Here is a 16,041-nt window from a genome sequence, read left to right on the forward strand (position 1 = left end):
TCCGAACAGGCGTCGACTATGTCTCCGGGCTGAACACTTGTCCCGGCCATCCACGTCTTTCCACACGCTCAGTGCCTGCGTCCGTGGATGGCCGGGTCGAAGCCCGGCCATGACGGCGGTGGGTGTGGGGCGTCGCCGCGCCTCAGCCGTGCCCGTGCACGCCGAGGTCGTCGCGCGCCGTGATGCCGAGGCGGGCGAACAACGCGCGGTCCTTGCTGTCGCCGGGGTTCGGCGTGGTCAGCAGGGTGTCGCCGATGAAGATCGAGTTGGCGCCGGCCAAAAAGCAGAGTGCCTGCATCTCGTCACTCATCGCGGTGCGGCCGGCGGCGAGGCGGACGTCGGACTTCGGCATCATGATGCGTGCCAGCGCGATGGTGCGGACGAATTCGAATGGGTCGACCGGCGTCGCGGTCTTGGCGATCGGCGTGCCTTCGATCGGGATCAGCATGTTGATCGGTACGCTCTCCGGATGCTGCGGCAGGTTGGCCAGCGTGCGAAGCATCTCGACGCGGTCGGTCGGCTTCTCGCCGAGGCCGAGGATGCCGCCGCAGCACACCTTGATGCCCGCGTCGTGCACCTTCGCCAGCGTATCGAGACGATCGCCGTAGCTGCGCGTCTTCACCACGGAGGCATAGAACTCCTCGGAGGTGTCGACGTTGTGGTTGTAGTAATCGAGGCCGGCGTCGGCGAGTTGCTTGGCCTGATCGTCGCTCAGCATGCCGAGCGTCATGCAGGCTTCCATGCCGAGGGCCTTGACGCCCTTCACCATCTCGATGATCGGCGCCATGTCGCGCTCCTTCGGCGAGCGCCACGCCGCGCCCATGCAGTAGCGGGTCGCGCCGGCGTCGCGCGCCGCCTTGGCGCCTTCGATCACCTTCTTCGGGTCCATCAGCTTGGAGGCGGGCAGGGCGGTGTCGTGATGCGCCGACTGGCTGCAATAGCCGCAATCCTCGGCGCAGCCGCCGGTCTTGACGTTGAGCAACTGATTGCACTGCACCGCGTTCGCGTCGAAGCTCTGGCGATGGATCGTCTGCGCCCGGAAGATCAGATCGGCGAAAGGCGAATTATAGATCTCGGCGGCTTCCTCCCGGGTCCAGTCGTGGCGCAGGGTCGGGGTGGCGGCGGCCAGAGAGGCCATATCGATCGAGTTCAACGCGGTCGCTCCATGCTGTGTGTCAGCTTGCGCAAAGCCATAAGGGGTTTCGCCAAGCGAGGAAACCCGCCCCGGCGCAGGGGCGGGCCGACGATGGTTTAGGTCAGGATTTCTGACGCTTTTTCGCGGATTTTGCCCATCATTTGCCGTTGCGAACCCTCTGCGAGGTCGTCTAGAAGGATATCTGTCCGGTCCGTCGGCGACTTGCGTCAACTCTCTTTCGTCAACCTAGCTTCAAGGGTTGTCGTGTCAGTGTTTATCGCGCACGATAAGGACCTCAAGGTGTCGGATATGGCGATTCGCGGCAACAAGGCTGGAATGCAGGGGACGGCGGCAATCGCCGCGCCCGCGATTCCGGCTGCGCCGATCGGTCAGGCCGCGCTTCAGACCCTCGCGCTGATCACCCTCGCGCTTGGCGGGCTGCTTCTGCTTATTCGCCCCTGAGGGCCGTCTGGGCGCATGCGCCTGGGCACTCAGGGGATCGCAAGAATGCCAGACCCAATCGCGCCGAATTCTCCGTCGAGACGGCGCTCCGAACCAAGGAATTCTTTCATGACCACGACTTCGAAGTCCGAGCAGGACCGCGTCATCATTTTTGACACCACCTTGCGTGACGGCGAGCAGTGCCCCGGCGCCACCATGACGTTCGAGGAGAAGCTGAACGTCGCCAAGATGCTCGACGACATGGGCGTCGACGTCATCGAGGCCGGTTACCCATTCGCCTCAGACGGTGACTTCGAGGCGGTGCACGAGATCGCCAAGCGCTCGAAGAATTCGGTGATCTGCGGCTTGTCGCGCGCGGCCCACAAGGACATCGACCGCTGCGCCGAGGCGATCAAGCCGGCCGAGCGCGGCCGAATCCACACCTTCCTGTCCACCTCGCCGGTGCACATGAAGTACAAGCTGCAGATGGAAGCGGCTCAAGTGTACGAGATGGTGATCTCGTCGGTGACGCGCGCGCGCAACCACACCGACGACGTCGAGTGGTCGGCCGAGGACGCCACCCGCACCGAGTTCGACTTCCTGTGCCGCTGCATCGAGGCGGCGATCAAGGCCGGCGCCACCACCATCAACCTGCCGGACACGGTCGGCTATTCGGTGCCGGAGGAGTATCGCGAGATGTTCCGCAAGGTGCGCGAGACCGTGCCGAATTCCGACAAGGCGCGGTTTTCGGTGCACTGCCACAACGACCTCGGCATGGCCGTCGCCAACTCGATGGCCGGCGTCGCCGGCGGCGCGCGGCAGATCGAATGCACCATCAACGGCATCGGCGAGCGCGCCGGCAACGCGGCTCTGGAAGAGATCGTGATGGCGATGCGCGTCCGACAGGACAAGCTGCCCTACTGGAACAACATCGAGACCACGATGCTGACCCACGCCTCCAAGACGGTGTCGGCTGCGACCTCGTTCCCGGTGCAGTACAACAAGGCGATCGTCGGCCGGAACGCCTTCGCGCACGAGAGCGGCATCCATCAGGACGGCATGATCAAGAACGCCCAGACCTACGAGATCATGACGCCGGAGACGGTGGGTGTGAAGGGCACCTCGCTGGTAATGGGCAAGCATTCCGGCCGCGCCGGCTTGATCCACAAGCTGGAAGAGTTGGGTTACAAGTTGTCGCGCAACCAGATCGAAGACGTCTTCGTGCGGTTCAAGGCCTTGGCCGACCGCAAGAAGGACGTCTACGACGAGGACATCGAGGCGCTGGTCGACGAACAAATGACGCACGGCCAGGACCAGATCAAGCTGACCTCGCTGACGGTGATCGCCGGCACTCACGGCCCGCAGCGCGCGACGATGAAGCTCGACGTCGACGGCCAGGTCCGGATCGAGGAAGCTGAAGGCAACGGCCCGGTCGATGCGGTGTTCAACTGCATCAAGGCGCTGGTGCCGCACGAGGCCAAGCTGGAGCTGTATCAGGTCCACGCCGTCACCGAAGGCACGGACGCGCAGGCGGAAGTCTCCGTGCGGCTGTCGCACGAGGGCCGCTCGATGACCGCGCGCGCCGCCGATCCCGATACGCTGGTCGCGTCGGCCAAGGCCTATCTGGGCGCGCTCAACAAGATCGTCGCCAAGCGCAAGCGCGACATCCGCGAGGACGCTCCGTCGGTCGCCATCGCCGGCTGACGCCCGGCCGCGACCACGATTGGTACGCCATCAAACGCAGCGCTTCGGCGCTGCGTTTTTGTTTGCAGCACAGCATGACACCGGCGCGAACCGTCACCCGAACCCGGCCCCTCCGAAACGACAATGGCTTTTAGGTCGGAGTCTCTGTAAGGGGGACAGGAGCCCGTGCGTTTCCGCGCACCCACAAAAATCGAGGGGGAAGTCCCATGCGTAAGCTGATCCTGTCCGCGGCCTCGGTCGCGTTGCTGGCCCTGATCGGCCCCGCCGCGGCGCAGTCGCCGATCGTCATCAAGTTCAGCCACGTCGTGGCGCCGAACACGCCGAAAGGCCTCGCCGCCGACAAGTTCAAGGAACTTGCCGAGAAGTACACCGACGGCAAGGTCAAGGTCGAAGTCTATCCGAACTCGCAGCTGTACAAGGACAAGGAAGAACTCGACGCGCTGCAACTCGGCGCGGTTCAAATGCTCGCGCCCTCGATCTCGAAGTTCGGCCCGGCCGGTGTCAAGGAATTCGAGGTATTCGACCTGCCGTATATCCTTCCGGACATCGCGGCGCTGCGCAAGGTGACCAACGGCCCGGTCGGTGCCAAGCTGTTCAAGCTGCTCGACGCCAAGGGCATCACCGGCCTGGCGTATTGGGACAACGGCTTCAAGATCATGAGCGCCAACAAGAAGCTGATCGAGCCGGCCGACTACAAGGGCCTGAAATTCCGCATCCAGTCGTCGAAGGTGCTCGACGCGCAGTTCCGCTCGCTCGGCGCGATCCCGCAGGTGATGGCGTTCTCGGAAGTGTATCAGGCGCTGCAGACCGGTGTCGTCGACGGCCAGGAGAATACTCCGTCGAACATGTACACGCAGAAGATGCACGAGGTGCAGAAGTACACCACCGTGACCAATCACGGCTATATCGGCTACGCGGTGATCGTGAACAAGAAGTTCTGGGACGGCATTCCGGCCGACACCCGCGCGCAGCTCGACAAGGCGATGGCGGAAGCGACCGAGTTCGGCAACAACCAGTCGCAGAAGGAAAACGAAGACGCGCTCCAGGAAATGAAGAAGTCCGGCAAGACCGAGATCATCATGCTGACGCCCGAGCAGAACGCCGCTATGCGCAAGGCGATGGCGCCGGTCTATGATGACGTCGGTGGCCGCGTCGGCAAGGCGTTGATCGCCGAATTCCTCAAGGAAAGCGGCGGCGGCCCGACCAACTAGGCTTGCATCGGGGCGCCCGCGTCGACAAGCGCTGGCGCCCGTTGTATTTCCGGATGCACCGCGTCCGGCACCAATAACGGCCGCCGACGGGTCCGACCCGGGCGGCCGATCGATTTGGGGGGAGAAGAATGTTCATGCGCATCCTCGACAGACTTGAGGAGATCCTGATCGCGACCATGATCGGCGGCGCCACGCTGCTGATCTTCGTCGCGGTGATGCACCGCTATCTGGTCGGGATCCCGCTGTTCTATCCGATCCTGTTTCCGATCGACCTGTCCTGGGCGCAGGAGCTGTGCATCTACATGTTCGTGTGGATGGCGAAGTTCGGGGCCGCCTACGGCGTGCGCACCGGCATCCATGTCGGCGTCGATGTGCTGGTCAATGTGATGCAGCCGCGCGTGCGCAAGGCGACGATCCTGTTCGGCCTGTTCTGCGGCGCGCTGTTCACCTCAATCATCGGCACGATGGGCGCCAAGTTCGTCTACGGCCTGATCGACACCAACCAGACCTCGCCGGATCTCGAGATCCCGAGCTGGATCGTCTATCTGTGCATTCCGCTGGGCTCGTATCTGATGTGCTTCCGCTTTCTGCAGGTGGCGTATCACTACGTGCGTCACGATCATCTGCCGCATCACGACCACAGCCACGTCGAAGGTATCGACGAGCCGCATATGCCCGGGTCGGCGGCGGCAGCGGCGGAGGCGGTGCGATGAACACCGCGCTGATCTTCTCGCTGCTGATCGTGCTAATGCTGACCGGCATGCCGATCTCTATCGCGCTCGGTCTCACCGTGCTGTCGTTCGTATTCCTGTTCACCAACGTGCCGGTCGAAGCGGTGTCGTTGAAGCTGTTCACCGGCATCGAGAACTTCGAGATCATGGCGATCCCGTTCTTCATCCTTGCCGGCAATTTCCTCACCCATGGCGGCGTGGCGCGGCGCATGATCAACTTCGCCACCACCATGGTCGGGCACTGGCACGGCGGCCTCGGCCTTGCCGGCGTCATGGCCTGCGCGCTGTTCGCGGCGGTGTCCGGCTCGTCGCCGGCGACCGTGATCGCGATCGGCTCCATCATGCTGCCGGCGATGGTCAAGCAGGGCTTCCCGAAGCGGTTCGGTGCCGGCGTCATCACCACCTCGGGTGCGCTCGGCATCCTGATTCCGCCGTCGATCGTGATGGTGGTGTATTCAGTGGCAACCGGCGGCTCGATCGCGCTCGATCCGGCCGGCAACCGCGTGTCGTCGGCTTCGGTCGGTCAATTGTTCATGGCGGGCGTGATCCCCGGCATCATGCTGGCGACGCTGCTCGGCTTCACGACGTTCTATCGCGCCTGGAAGAACGACTACCCGCGGCTGCCGCGCGCCACCTGGGGCGAGAGCTTCGTGGCGTTCCGCAAGTGTATCTGGGGATTGCTACTGATCGCGATCGTGCTCGGCGGCATCTATGCCGGCTGGTTCACGCCGACCGAGGCGGCAGCGATCAGCGCGGTCTATGCATTCGTGATCGCGGTGTTCGTGTATCGCGATCTGTCGCTCAGAGACGTGCCGAAGGTGCTGCTCGGCTCTGCGAACATGAGCGCGATGATCCTCTACATCATCACCAATGCGGTGCTGTTCTCCTTCCTGATGGCCAACGAGAACATTCCGCAGCAGATCGCCAACTGGATGTCGACCGCCGGCGTCAACTGGATCGTGTTCCTGCTGGTGGTGAACGTTCTTCTTCTGCTCGCCGGCAACGTCATGGAGGCCACCTCGATCGTGCTGATCATGGCGCCGATCCTGTTCCCGGTCGCCGTCAAGCTCGGCATCCACCCGGTGCATCTCGGCATCCTGATGGTGGTCAACATGGAGGTCGGCATGTGCCACCCGCCCGTTGGCCTCAACCTGTACGTGGCATCCGGCATCGCCAAGATGGGCATCACCGAGCTCACCATCGCGGTAATGCCGTGGCTGCTGACGATGATCGCGTTCCTCGGCGTCGTCACCTACGTGCCGGAAATCTCGCTGTGGCTGCCGCGGATGCTCGGCATGTTGTGAGGACGGTATGAACGTGTGGTGAATGCGAGTTAGCAACACGTTGATACGCGGCGAAACGCCGGGCACGATAAGTAACACTGCGTGAAGATGACATCTTGGTCATCTTCCGCTTTCTGTCCAAAGCGTAAGTTGATCGGGCAGGGCGGCGACCTCATCTTCGGGAGACCTTTGCAAGGAGGTTTCCATGAAGAAGGTTTTGCTCGCCGGCGCGACCGTGCTGGCTCTCGCCGGCTCCTCGGCTGCCTATGCCCAGCATCACGGCTGGTTCGACCAACACCGCGATCATCGCCCCTGGGCCAGCGCGGAGGATCGCGCCGCCTTCGCCGATGCGCGGATCGCGGCGGTGCATGCGGGGCTCAAGCTCACCCCCGATCAGGAAAAGCTGTGGCCACCGCTCGAGGCCGCAGTGAAAGACTTCGCCAAGTTGCGGATCGACCGCGCCGAGGCGCGGATGAAGGCGCGCGACGACGATCGCGACAGCAAGGCTGTCGATCCGGTGGCGCGGCTGCGCGACCGCGCCGACCGGATGGCCGAGAGCGCTGCGGCGATGAAGAAGATCGCCGACGCTGCGGACCCGCTCTACAAGTCGCTGGACGAGGGCCAGAAGCGCCGCCTGCGGGTTCTGACCCGTTTCGAAGGCGGATGGGGCCGCGGTCCACACCACCATCCGCGGATGCACCGCGATGACGATGATCGCGGTCCGCGCTGGAACCGCGACCGTGGTCCGGGAGGCCCCGGCATGATGGACGACCGCGACGACGACGGACCCGGCCCGCGCCGGCTTTAGTCTCGTCGGCAGAGCAATCGGCCTGGAAACCGCCGGATTGCCGGCGGTTTTCTCCGGTCCACAAGAAATCCAGAATGACGTAAAAATGTCGTCTGGCTTGCTGGACATCTCCGATCCGCTTTGCTAAACGCAGCCGTCCCGAGCGGAAACTCTGATCGGTTCGGGGGCGCATAGCTCAGTTGGTAGAGCAGCTGACTCTTAATCAGCGGGTCCCAGGTTCGAGCCCTGGTGCGCCCACCAAGTCCTTCCTTGAAGTCCTATAATTCGATGATCAAGGGCAGGCACCGGTGGTGTCCCGATTTCGCGTTTTGGCACGTGCCATCGCGGTTGCTTTGATCTCAGAACTTCTTTTGACCGATGCCGTCTGCGGATCGATGCGCGGCGGTTCGCCACTGCGCGGCGACCGCACGTTTCTGCCAAGAAATCAGACGTGAGCGGTCCGTCCCATGTCACCACACTGTCACACAACGCAGCGAGAGAGTGTCCGGCAATCAACCGGATATCCTCATGGACTATTTCAGGCGCTTCACCTTCCTGTTCTCGGCTCCCACCTTCGACGCGGATGATCTCGAAGGGCTGCGGTTCAACCAGATCGTCGCCGAGATCGAGCGGTCAGGTTTCGAGATCGTCAAGGCGCGCAAGCTTGAAGATGCCGAGATCGCTGTACAGACCGATGCAGCGATCGGCTGCATGGTGGTCGACTGGGGCAAGAAGGGCCTCGAGGGCAAGACAGCCGCGCTGATCAATCTGATGCGTCGGCGCGGCCTCGACTTCCCGATCGTCCTGCTGATCCGTCGCAAGCGGTTCGAGGAAGTGCCGGTCGAGGTGCTCGATTTCATCGATGGTTATGTGTTCCTGTCCGAAGAGACCCCCACCTTCATCGCGCGCAATCTGATCAGCCGGCTGAAGCAATACGCCGACACGCTGAAGACTCCGTTCTTTGGCGCGCTGGTCGACTACGCGGAGGAAGGCAATCAGCTTTGGACCTGTCCGGGCCACAACGGCGGCATGTTCTACAGCCGCAGTCCCATCGGCCGCGTGTTCATCGAGCATCTCGGCGAAGCAGTGTTTCGCGACGACCTCGACAATTCGGTGCTCGACCTTGGCGACCTGCTGACACACGAAGGGCCGGCGCTGCGCGCGCAGCAGGAGGCGGCGCAGATCTTCGGCGCCGAGAAGACGTACTTCGTGCTCAACGGCACCTCGAGCTCGAACAAGGTCGCGCTCGGCGCGCTGGTCACCGACGGCGATCTCGTCCTGTTCGATCGCAACAATCACAAGGCAGCGCATCACGGCGCACTGATGGTCGCAGGCGGCATCCCCGTCTATGTGCCGACTGTCCGCAATGCCTGGGGGCTGATCGGGCCGATGGCCTGGGACGCACTCGACGAGACCGCGCTGCGCGAGCGCATCCGCACTCATCCGCTGGTCAAGGACCCGGACGCGTGGCGCAAGCCGCGGCCCTTCCGGGTCGCGGTGGTCGAGCAGTGCACCTATGACGGCACCATCCACAGCGCCGAGATGATCCTGCGCCGCATCGGGCACCTGTGCGACTACATCCTGTTCGACGAAGCCTGGGCCGGCTTCATGAAGTTTCATCCGCTGTTTGCCGGCCGCTTCGCCATGGGGTTGGCGGATCTCGGCGATGACGCGCCCGGGATCATCGCGACGCAGTCCACCCACAAGCAACTCGCCAGCTTTTCACAGGCCTCGCAGATCCACATCAAGGACCGCCACATCCGCGGTCAGAAGCGGCGCGTCGAACACCGGCGCTTCAACGAAAGCTTCATGCAGCACGCCTCGACCTCGCCGTTCTATCCGCTGTTCGCATCGCTCGACGTCGGCGCGCAGATGATGAAGGGACGCTCTGGTGAGGTGCTGTGGGACGACACGATCCGGCTCGGCATCGAGCTGCGCAAGAAGATCCGCGCGGTGCGGCGCGAATTCGAGGAGAAAGAGGCGAGGCCGGACCGGCGCTGGTTCTTCGATCCTTTCGTGCCGGACCGTGTGACGATCGCCGACGCCGCACGCGAGGGTGGGGTGCACGATGTCGCCTGGGAGGCGGTGAGCACCGATCAACTCGCGACCCACCCGGCGTTCTGGCAGATCGCGCCGGATGCGAGTTGGCACGGATTCGCGAACATGACGCCGGGCTTCGTCATGACCGATCCGAACAAACTGACGCTGCTTACGCCCGGCTTCGACCGCGCGACCGGCCGCTATGCCGAGCACGGCATCCCTGCCCCGGTGGTGGCGCAATATCTGCGCGAGAACCGTATCGTGCCGGAGAAGAATGATCTCAACTCGCTGCTCTTTCTGCTGACGCCGGGCGTCGAGGCGAGCAAGGCCGGCACGCTCATCAGCGGCCTCGTCGCCTTCAAGAAGCTGCACGACGACAACGCGCCGCTTGAAGACGTCATCCCGGAATTCTGTCGGCGCCGGCCGACGCGCTACGCCGGCGTCCGGCTACGCGATCTGTGCGGCCAAATGCACCGGTTTTTCCGGGACGCCGACGTCAGCGGCCTGCAGGCCAAGCAATTTCTTCCCGATCATCTCCCCGAGATCGCGATGTCGCCGCGCGATGCCGCGCGTTGCCTCGTGCGTAACGACGTCGACTATTTGCCGATCAGCCAGATTGCCGGCCGGATCGCCACGACGCCTTTCGTGGTCTATCCGCCGGGGATCGCGACCATCGTTCCGGGTGAACGGCTGAGCGAGCGCGCGAAGCCGATGCTCGACTATCTGCAGATGTTCGAGCAGAGCTTCAATCAGTTCCCGGGCTTCGAGGTGGAAATCCAGGGCGTCTATCGCGAGTTCGATGAGGCGGGACGCATCCGTCTCTACACCTATGTGGTGGCCGAATAATTTGTATGCCGTATCCGGGAGTTGTCGTGGATAGCGCCTTGCCGATCCTGATCCGTCCGTCGCACGACGGCGACGTCGAAGCGATGCTCGACATCTATCGTTACTACATCCGACGTGGTCTCGACGAGGGGATCGACGACAATGGCACGCCGCAGCCCGACGACCTCAAGGAGCGGCGTAAGAACCTGCGCAATCGTCGCTTCCCGCATCTGGTGGCGATCCGCGGGGATGTCGTCGTCGGATATGCTTACGTGGTGCTGTTCCGCAAACGCCCGGCTTATCGGCACACGGTCAAGCATTCGATCTATGTGCATCCGGACCACCTGGGCTGCGGTCTCGGCCGATGCCTGATGCACGAATTGATCGACGCCTGCGCGGCAGCAGGTTTCCGGCAGATGATCGGCTACATTGATGCGGATAATACGGCGTCGCTCGGCTTGCATGAGAGCTTCGGTTTCGCAACGGTTGGACGGCTACCGGGCGTTGCGTATCGCTTCGGCCGCTGGGCCGACACCGTGATGGTGCAGCGTTCACTCGGCGCGGGTGCGACAACGCCGCCGATTATGTGAAGGCGAAGGCGAAACCGATCGACCGCTTACAGCATGTCCAAGCGGGCCAGCTGTTTCGCACTCGTCCACATCCTTGCCAGTTCCTGGCTTCCGATCCGCGCTAAGCATTGTGATGCCGCAGGGGCGCCGCGCCTGTCGCGTCGCAGGTTGGCAATCGCGACCGAAGCGCTCGCCGGCTGCAAGCAGTCGCGCTTTAGAAGCCGTTCGTCGCGAATCTTCTCCAGCGCGCGTCAGACAGATGTGCGGGGAGGAGACGGCGAAGGCACAAAAACACCACGATCAATCAGCACAGCCGGGTACTCGGCGCAGCACCTTGATGTTCGAAACGGGCTTGAACGGTCGAGGCCTCGCATCAGCAGCCATCAGGGGCCGAGCGCTGGAAGAAGGCACGACTAAGATGATGCGCAGTTTGGCCGTCGGCGCCGGTTCTGCGAATATCGTACGACTTCGCCCGGCGAGTGCCGGGGCGATATCCGCTTCGCTCCAGCCCCAGTTGGCATTCGATCTGGTCGCGGCCGTGCTGTAAACTCGACGTTATGGCCCTTCTCCGATTTAGATCAAGCCTTCCCAAGCCGCGCCTTCCATCCGGCGTGCGGATTTACGCGGTCGGCGACATTCACGGCCGCGCGGACCTGCTGATGCGCAACTTCGATGCCATCGAAGCCGATCTTGGCAAGCGGCCAGTCGCGCGGGCCATCGAGATCTATTTGGGCGATTATGTCGATCGCGGCCCGAACTCGCGCGGCGTGCTCGATCTGTTGATCGAACGGCAAAGCAGCCGCGAGGTGGTGTGCCTCAAGGGTAATCACGAAGCCTTCATGCTCGATGTTTTGGCGGAGCCACGCAAGCTCGCCGACTGGCGGTTGTTCGGCGGGCTGCCGACGCTGTTGTCTTACGGACTACGTCCGAGCGTCAACCCGGGGCCGGGCGAGCAGGCAGATCTGGTGGCGGGGCTCGCGGCTGCGATGCCGGACGGGCATTTGGCCTTTCTGCGAGGCCTGCATTCCTCGCTCATTTTTGGCGATTATTTCTTCGTCCATGCTGGCGTACGGCCCGGCGTCGCGTTGGAGGCACAGCGCGATCAGGACCTGCTCTGGATCCGCGATGAGTTTCTGAGCAGCACGGCCGATTTCGGCAAATACGTCGTTCACGGGCACACCCCCGTCGCGGAGCCGGAAATTCGCCCGAACCGCATCAATATCGACACCGGGGCCTATGCAACGGGGAAGCTGACCCTGCTGGCCATGCAGGACGACCAGATGATGGCGATCTGAAAGCGGTGGCCCGGCCCGACCGATCACGCCTTCCGGACATCCATCGCGCAAAGGTTCGGCAACGGCAGCAGCCCGGGCGCTTGCCTCCCGAAATTGCGGAGCCGTGCTGCAGGTCTGCTTGGGCGCCCGAGCTCAATGCGCGGGTGGTGGAGGGCAGGGGCGAATTGAGCGCGGCAGGCACGAATTTAAATCCGCCGGGTAGCTTGCGTTACTCTCGTCACATTTAATTCTGAGACGAATTGCGTTCCGACCGCTCCTGTGTTGCTAATATGCGGGGCAAGAGGGGGAACGTCTTTGGCACGGATGTTTGGTTTTGTGCTGTCGCTCGTCACGGCGACTCTTTGGGGGCTGATGGCGGTGTCGCCCGCTTCGGCCATATCGGCGGAGGTGGCCAAGAAATGCCAATCCGCCGCGCTTCTCGCATTTCCAAATCAACGGGTCGGAACGATGTCGGGCGTCGAAGCCCGTGAAAAGTTTCGGCGCGATTGCATCGACAAAAATGGCGAGTTGACGCCTCCGTCCTCTGCCGAGGCAAAAACGCCCAAGTAAATTCGGATTTAGCGCGTACTGGATTGCAGTTTGCCATCCCGATAGGTTCGTTGAATCGCCTTGCCGGGCGGCAGGGCGATGGTCGGAATAGTCCTGATCGCGGTCGGACGCGATGGCTGGGCGGTCTGTCCGGTCGGCCTGACGGCCCCCGAGGTGGAAGCCTGCTTGACGCCCTGAGCGTGGGCGGTCGCGGCGATCGCTATGGCCGACAAAATCAACGCAGTTCGCAGCAACTGAAGTTCTCCGATCGATCGGGCCCAATATAATCGGAAGTCGGCATTGTCTCCAGATATTAAATTAGATGTCCAAGTATTAAATCTGGCAACGCCCACGGACCGCGATGACGCACCGCAGCCATGACGAAAAATTTAAACGTATCGCGCGTCCCGTCGTTTCGTTTTTTCACGATTTAATATACTCTCATCGCGCATCCGGCGCGATGTGCTGGGTGATCTCGCGGCGAGAGGCGACGCTGATGGCGGAAGGGCCTATTTGATGGTGCGGAAATTGGTGGCTGTCGGAATCTTCGCATTTGGTGCTGTGATCATCGCGCCACCCTGTGCGAGTGCTGCGATGTCGGCGATGACTGGCGTGGGCGCTTCAGACGTTGTCCCGGCTTCGTTCTGGGCGCGGCCGTATCCGGACGGATACACGGGCTGGCGCCGATGCCCGCTGGTCCGGGTCCAGACCGAATATGGCTGGTATTGGGAGCGCGTGTGCGCCGAGCCGAACCAGCCGGTGTTGCGCCGCGCGTATTGAGGCCCTGGTGCCGGGCGGGCGGGCGAGACGCCCCGGCGCCGATCAAACCGCCCAATCCGCGTGGCCCCGACTGAGTAGTTTCGGACGCTGCTGCGCTAGCGGTCGCGCGTGCGACCGTCATGCTTATAGTTGCGGTACTCTCGAAGAGGCGGGCGGATGCCGAGCGGAAGCGGCGACGTCTGGGGCCCCAGATTCGGCGTGGATGTCGGCCGAGATGGCGTCGACGCCGGTGCCTCGGAGCTGGTTCGGCCGTTGACCACTGTCGGATCCTTGACGCCTTGCGCGCAGGCGATCGATGCGCCGATCGCGAAATTGAACGCCGCAACGGCAGCGAGAAACCGCATGGTGAACTCCTGGCGCCATGATGCTCGTCCGGCCACTCTCTCGGACAAAACGTTCGCCTGCGGTTGGCGTTCCTTTGCGCCGTACGTGACGCAATGGCATGAGCGGCCGCAATTCGAGACCGAAGCAGCGAACTAGCGCGATGCAATCCGGCACGAGCACTTGAGCTGTGCTTGGGACAATTTAATAATGATCGCAGAGTGGCGATTATTTAATTATAGCAGCCCTGAGTGGGCTTATCTCTGAGGGCACGAAAGCCGGATCAATCCGCGCTGCGGGCTGAGCCCGAGCCATCCCCGATCCAGGCAGTGTTTTCACGATGTTCGAGAACCTTGTAAAGTTTCGATCTCCTGCCGCAGAGGATCCGCTGACGGTGCATTTTGCACTGGTGCTGTCGCGCTTGATTGACGCCGCCCAGGCCGACCAGGCGCAGCTGCGCCATACGATTTACGAACTGGCCAGGGTGAAACTGCGGGAAGAATTCCGTGGTCGAAAGGACTGCGACATCGAGCGGTTGGCCGCTGCTTTCGATGGCGCTATCGAAAATCTTGAGTCGTTTTCCGAGCCGCGGGACGCGCGGCCACTCTGGCCATCGGCATTGTCGCGGCTCGCTGAACCGGACGACGTCGTTCCACCATTCGTTGCGGCCCGAAAAATTCTTCAGGCCCGTCCGATCGAAGGCGCTGGTGAGGATTGCTCCGACGAGCAGACAGTTCCCGACCCATTTTCCGCTGCACGCGTGCGACAGCTATCTCGAGGTAGCTTTCCAGTTGCGAGCATTGCTGCCGTTGGACGGCTTGCCCTGATTGGGATCTTGATCGCGGGCGCCGCTGCGGTCGCGCTCAACTGGGGCCGAGTGCAGAGCACGATCGCGGAAGAGCTGGCGGCGGCGCCGGCAGACACAAGCGTCCAGATCCGTTCCGAAGCGGCTAATATGGCGCTTGCGCCTCCGTCCTCAACTGCACCGCCCCTGCCGTCCAAGCCGGCCGGGCCCGGCTTCCCGTTGCCATCCAGTTTTGGCGTCTATGCCATCGACGGTGATCGGCTGGTCGAATTGAAAGCGTTGCCGGGCCGTGTGCCGGACTTGCGGGTCGCAATCTCGGCCGCGATCACGGCGCCGAGCGAAGCACAGATTGCGTCCGTACAGCCGCGCTTCGTGATGTTCAGGCGCGATCTGGTCCCCAACGCGCCCGACGCGGTGCAGATGCGGGTTCTGGCCAAAGTGAGGAACGCCTCAGCAAGTCGTCGCGACGTCAAGTCTTCTGAAATAAGGGAGCCGGACGCCTGGGTCATCCGCAATATTTCGGTCCCTTATCGAGTTGCGCCGATCGATGGACAATCCGAGATGCTGCTGATCCAGCCCGAGGTCGATGACCGTCCGTTGCCGTCAGGACGTTACATTCTGGTGATCAAGGGCCAGGCTTTTGATCTATCGATTGCAGGCGCCATCACCGCCCCACAGCAGTGCGTCGAGCGAGTCAACGCGACGAACGGCACCTTCTATATGCCTTGTCCGGGCGGCTGAGCCCGGCGTTCGCTACCTATTCGTGGCGATCGCATTCTTGTGATGAGGAAAACTGGCCTCGAGCGCCGCTTTCAGTGCTTCGAAGTGGCGGATATTCGTCTCAAGATCGCGCAGCCGGCGCTCGCCGTTGGCGATTTCGAAGCTGAATACGTTCTGAAGTTCTGTATTCGCGGGTTCGCGGTCGAGATACTCGTCCGCGTCGTTGCCGAGGGTCATCGCTGCCCGAGCCAGCACGTCGTTGAGCCGTCTTTCCAAGCCGGCGTGCTCCGTTCGGGATGCCTGCAAAGCGTCCTCGATGCTGTCCGAGATTGACGCGATCCGCAGTGCATCCGACCGATGATCGCGTTCGGGCGCGCGCGCCCTGAACATTGCGTCCGGCTTCTTGCGCGTGAACAGCTTGAACATGGCTTCGACTACGCTCCTGTCGCCACACCGGGCGTTGATCGACGGGACCCTGCGATCCGCTGTGATAAATCCCACGCGTCGCTTCCCAGGCCTGTCGTTATCCGACTGGCTCGTTGCGTACCCATTTCCAGGCGATTGTGCCAAAGATCACACAGGCCGCGGCGAGATAGGCAGCCAGACAACCCGCCATAAAAACGGCGGTTCCCACCGCGATCCGTGCGAAACGCCCGACCTCCACTGCACTGGCCTCCAGATTAAACATCATTATAATAATCCAATCCGGCAACGATGCCAGCGGGAAAGAGCGAAATCCAACTTCCGCGGCAGTATTTTTGTTTAGAATTATTTATTATTTAATTTGGCCGGAGCCCAACGGGTATCGATCGATCTCCATTCGCGGAGCCCATTTTTCGAGGAGCGCGCGTTCAGCGGGGGGGGGG

At 62.6% G+C, this 16,041-nt stretch carries 16 protein-coding genes and 1 tRNA gene; 14 read left to right on the forward strand and 3 right to left on the reverse strand.

Annotation, left to right across the window (positions count from 1 at the left end):
• Window positions 1-142 precede the first annotated feature (142 nt).
• Entirely contained in the window at window positions 143-1,153 is a 1,011-nt protein-coding gene (gene bioB / locus ACFFJ6_RS17730; protein ID WP_378390215.1) for a biotin synthase BioB, read from the reverse strand.
• 246 nt (window positions 1,154-1,399) lie between these two features.
• Between bioB and ACFFJ6_RS17735 the strand changes: the two genes are divergently transcribed.
• The 11 genes from ACFFJ6_RS17735 (at window position 1,400) to ACFFJ6_RS17785 (ending at window position 12,570) form a co-directional block, all read left to right on the forward strand.
• Window positions 1,400-1,597 (forward strand): hypothetical protein, encoded by a 198-nt coding sequence (locus ACFFJ6_RS17735; protein WP_378390217.1) that lies wholly within the window; start codon window positions 1,400-1,402, stop codon window positions 1,595-1,597.
• A gap of 108 nt (window positions 1,598-1,705) precedes the next feature.
• Entirely contained in the window at window positions 1,706-3,280 is a 1,575-nt protein-coding gene (locus ACFFJ6_RS17740) for a 2-isopropylmalate synthase (protein WP_378390219.1), read from the forward strand.
• Window positions 3,281-3,486: 206 nt separating this feature from the next.
• Window positions 3,487-4,491: a TRAP transporter substrate-binding protein gene (locus tag ACFFJ6_RS17745; RefSeq protein ID WP_378390221.1), complete on the forward strand. Its 1,005-nt coding sequence runs from the start codon at window positions 3,487-3,489 to the stop codon at window positions 4,489-4,491.
• A gap of 128 nt (window positions 4,492-4,619) precedes the next feature.
• A complete protein-coding gene (locus ACFFJ6_RS17750) occupies window positions 4,620-5,204 on the forward strand; it encodes a TRAP transporter small permease (RefSeq protein ID WP_378390223.1) in 585 nt (194 codons plus the stop codon).
• Window positions 5,201-6,526, forward strand: coding sequence for a TRAP transporter large permease (locus tag ACFFJ6_RS17755; RefSeq protein ID WP_378390225.1), 1,326 nt, complete (start codon window positions 5,201-5,203; stop codon window positions 6,524-6,526). The genes ACFFJ6_RS17750 and ACFFJ6_RS17755 overlap by 4 nt, the downstream gene beginning before the upstream one ends.
• 184 nt (window positions 6,527-6,710) lie before the next feature.
• Window positions 6,711-7,313 carry a Spy/CpxP family protein refolding chaperone gene (locus ACFFJ6_RS17760; RefSeq protein WP_378390227.1) on the forward strand — a complete coding sequence of 201 codons (603 nt, stop codon included), beginning with the start codon at window positions 6,711-6,713 and terminating at the stop codon, window positions 7,311-7,313.
• 164 nt (window positions 7,314-7,477) lie between these two features.
• Window positions 7,478-7,553: transfer RNA gene (locus ACFFJ6_RS17765), tRNA-Lys, on the forward strand.
• Window positions 7,554-7,820: 267 nt separating this feature from the next.
• Window positions 7,821-10,178, forward strand: coding sequence for an Orn/Lys/Arg family decarboxylase (locus ACFFJ6_RS17770; RefSeq protein WP_378390229.1), 2,358 nt, complete (start codon window positions 7,821-7,823; stop codon window positions 10,176-10,178).
• 5 nt (window positions 10,179-10,183) lie between these two features.
• Complete coding sequence (locus ACFFJ6_RS17775) at window positions 10,184-10,747, forward strand: GNAT family N-acetyltransferase (RefSeq protein WP_378390232.1); 564 nt, start codon at window positions 10,184-10,186, stop codon at window positions 10,745-10,747.
• Window positions 10,748-11,283: 536 nt separating this feature from the next.
• A complete protein-coding gene (locus ACFFJ6_RS17780) occupies window positions 11,284-12,021 on the forward strand; it encodes a metallophosphoesterase family protein (RefSeq protein ID WP_378390234.1) in 738 nt (245 codons plus the stop codon).
• A gap of 294 nt (window positions 12,022-12,315) precedes the next feature.
• On the forward strand, window positions 12,316-12,570 hold the full coding sequence (locus ACFFJ6_RS17785) for a hypothetical protein (protein ID WP_378390236.1): 255 nt from the start codon (window positions 12,316-12,318) through the stop codon (window positions 12,568-12,570).
• An 8-nt stretch (window positions 12,571-12,578) separates the two neighbouring features.
• Here ACFFJ6_RS17785 and ACFFJ6_RS17790 read toward each other — a convergent pair whose 3' ends face one another.
• Entirely contained in the window at window positions 12,579-12,803 is a 225-nt protein-coding gene (locus ACFFJ6_RS17790) for a hypothetical protein (RefSeq protein ID WP_378390238.1), read from the reverse strand.
• Between the two features lie 340 nt (window positions 12,804-13,143).
• Between ACFFJ6_RS17790 and ACFFJ6_RS17795 the strand changes: the two genes are divergently transcribed.
• The 3 genes from ACFFJ6_RS17795 to ACFFJ6_RS17805 all read left to right on the forward strand — a co-directional run bounded on the left by ACFFJ6_RS17795 (window position 13,144) and on the right by ACFFJ6_RS17805 (window position 15,196).
• On the forward strand, window positions 13,144-13,329 hold the full coding sequence (locus ACFFJ6_RS17795; protein WP_378390240.1) for a hypothetical protein: 186 nt from the start codon (window positions 13,144-13,146) through the stop codon (window positions 13,327-13,329).
• Window positions 13,330-13,485: 156 nt separating this feature from the next.
• Window positions 13,486-13,809 (forward strand): hypothetical protein, encoded by a 324-nt coding sequence (locus ACFFJ6_RS17800; RefSeq protein ID WP_378390242.1) that lies wholly within the window; start codon window positions 13,486-13,488, stop codon window positions 13,807-13,809.
• Between the two features lie 181 nt (window positions 13,810-13,990).
• A complete protein-coding gene (locus tag ACFFJ6_RS17805) occupies window positions 13,991-15,196 on the forward strand; it encodes a hypothetical protein (protein WP_378390244.1) in 1,206 nt (401 codons plus the stop codon).
• A gap of 12 nt (window positions 15,197-15,208) precedes the next feature.
• Here the strand turns inward: ACFFJ6_RS17805 and ACFFJ6_RS17810 are convergent, their stop codons facing one another.
• Entirely contained in the window at window positions 15,209-15,601 is a 393-nt protein-coding gene (locus ACFFJ6_RS17810) for a hypothetical protein (protein WP_378390246.1), read from the reverse strand.
• Window positions 15,602-16,041: the final 440 nt, after the last annotated feature.

This window comes from Rhodopseudomonas telluris (assembly GCF_042432815.1).
Taxonomy (GTDB): Bacteria; Pseudomonadota; Alphaproteobacteria; order Rhizobiales; family Xanthobacteraceae; genus Rhodopseudomonas; species Rhodopseudomonas telluris.